The sequence below is a fragment of the Deltaproteobacteria bacterium genome (assembly GCA_018668695.1).
GTDB lineage: Bacteria > Myxococcota > XYA12-FULL-58-9 > XYA12-FULL-58-9 > JABJBS01 > JABJBS01.
Map to the genome: position 1 here is coordinate 1 of JABJBS010000198.1, position 2,245 is coordinate 2,245.

The window sequence follows — 2,245 nt, forward strand, 5'->3', positions numbered from 1 at the left end:
CCATCTTGCAGATGGTCAGCTCGACCCGCAGTCTAGGGTTTGTGAGTACGCTTAGTCTACGTAGCGCCGATAGTCACCTTCAGGCGGTGGAGGTCACTGGACTCAACATAAGCCGCGAGTTGGCGGTTATCAGTAAGCGTGGTCGACCACTCTCCTCAAGTGCGGCCGCCTTTGCCCGGCGATTACAGGACTAGACGGGCTGGAGTCGCTGACTTTAATCAGCATAAGCTTCGCTCTAATGACCATCGAAGGAGGTTGTCATGATTTTGATACGAATAGCTGGATTGGCAGCTATGTGGTTTTTGCTCTCTGCCGCCGCTGAACCGGCTTGGGAGTATAAGGTGCAAGCGGGGGGCGAAATCAGCGAGGCGCCTCATGGTGTTCTTAATTTGGGACTGAGGCACGGTGAATTTGTAGCTCAGTTGTATACCGATACATTAGACCTGCGTTGGAATAGAGAACTCGGTTATGGTCGTTTGTGGCTTGGGTCTCGTTTTGCCGCATTTGCTGCCGAGCTTTTTATCGCACCGTGGCAAGAGGGACGGTATGCGCCGGAACAGGGCGTTCTTGCGATGTACGGAGAGCTTAGTACAGGATATGTGCATTATCTTCCTGCCCACTTTTATGCCGGGGTTCAGCTTGAGGCACGGCGGTACCAATTCAAGCCGAGAAGTGACGTTGTTCGTGATGAAAATATCCCCGCCAATACATGGAGATTGAACTCCGCGACTTTTATTGGATATTGGACAGACCCGTTGAAGGCTCGGGTGCAAGCCGGGCTTGATTATCTAACAGATGCCAACGAGCGTCTCACTCCGTGGCTTCAGGCCGAACTGCTCTACCATCCAAAGACTTGGCTCTTTACACCGTTTGCAGAATTTCGAGGCGGGCTTCTGGTGAGTAGCTCTGGCACTTCGTCATCAATTATTCGATTTCGATTTGGTGGAATGAATCCATACGCTATTCCATTGGCAGGGTGGTCTTGGGGAGAAGCTTGGGCACAGTATTATGCAGCCGGCCGTGTAGGTGTTGAATATAACAGTCGATCTTATGGAGCGTCGGTGTTTTCAGATTATGCCTACTTGGCTCAAGGTGCAGGACTCACCGAACAAGCACTTGGGGTGGGCGGTTCACTTTGGTGGATTCTCGGAGATTGGCGGCTTGATTTATCGAGCGGCTATGCACCGGTGGCAAACCGAGCACAGGATGCGAAGATACCACCCGTTTCAGGATGGATAGCGGTAGGGCGGGAATGGGACTCGTTTTGATTTATAAGCTTACGGATAGAGTAAATCTCGAAAAAGAGTTGGTTATCGCAGGCAAGTGTTCTATCGGTTTGTTTGAATGAGTGGAGTAGGTGAAGCATGGATTTATTAAAGCGTATTCTCACAGCTCAGGTGTACGCTGTGGCGAAACAGACTCCGGTGGAAAAAGCTCCACTTTTGTCTAAGAATTTGGACAACGAAGTTTTCTTGAAGCGTGAAGACATGCAGCCCGTGTTTTCCTTCAAGCTTCGAGGCGCCTTCAATAAAATTGCCCAGCTGAGTCCCGAAGTGAGAGCTGCGGGAGTGGTTGCCGCGTCCGCAGGTAACCACGCGCAAGGTGTGGCGATGGCGGCAGCTCATTTTGGTTGCGAGGCTACGATATTCATGCCGGCATCTACGCCATCTATCAAGGTCGACGCTGTGCGTTCTTTGGGTGGTACTGCCAAATTGATTGGTCAAAGCTTCGATGATGCGAAGGCTGCCGCATTTGAATTTGCTAATGAGCACTCCTTGTCTTTCGTCCACCCGTTCGACGATATGGATGTGATTGCGGGGCAGGGCACGGTGGGGATGGAACTCCTTCGGCAGCTAGACGGCAATGTGGATGCAGTTTTTGTCTGCGTGGGCGGTGGCGGCTTGATTGCCGGAGTATCTGCATATGTGAAGACGCTCTTACCGGATACGATGGTGATTGGTGTGGAGCCAGATGACTCTCCTACGTTACATCAAGCATTGCTTGCAGGTGAGCCTGTAGACCTTGAGCACGTTGGGTTGTTTGCCGACGGCGCAAGCGTGAAGCGAATCGGCGATAATACTTTTAAGATTGCTAAAGAGAACGTCGATGAAGTGTGTCTCGTTGACACGGATGAGATCTGTGCGGCGATTAAAGACATGTTCGAAGAAACCAGAACGGTATTAGAACCGGCTGGCGCTTTAGCGTTGGAGGGGGCCAAGAAGTGGCTCAATAGAAAAAACTGGTC

The 2,245-nt window shown here is 51.4% G+C and carries 2 protein-coding genes; both read left to right on the top strand.

Annotation, left to right across the window (positions count from 1 at the left end; genetic code table 11):
* Window positions 1-260 precede the first annotated feature (260 nt).
* The gene (locus HOK28_10495; protein MBT6433512.1) at window positions 261-1,268 is read left to right on the top strand and encodes a hypothetical protein; all 1,008 of its coding nucleotides are present in this window, start codon (window positions 261-263) and stop codon (window positions 1,266-1,268) included.
* Between the two features lie 96 nt (window positions 1,269-1,364).
* Window positions 1,365-2,245, top strand: an 881-nt coding sequence (ilvA, locus tag HOK28_10500) for a threonine ammonia-lyase, biosynthetic (protein ID MBT6433513.1), incomplete at its 3' end; no start/stop codon positions are given.

Excerpts from the sequence above, each read along its gene's own strand:
- HOK28_10495 (MBT6433512.1), top strand. The coding sequence starts at position 261 with ATGATTTTGATACGAATAGCTGGATTGGCAGCTATGTGGTTTTTGCTC.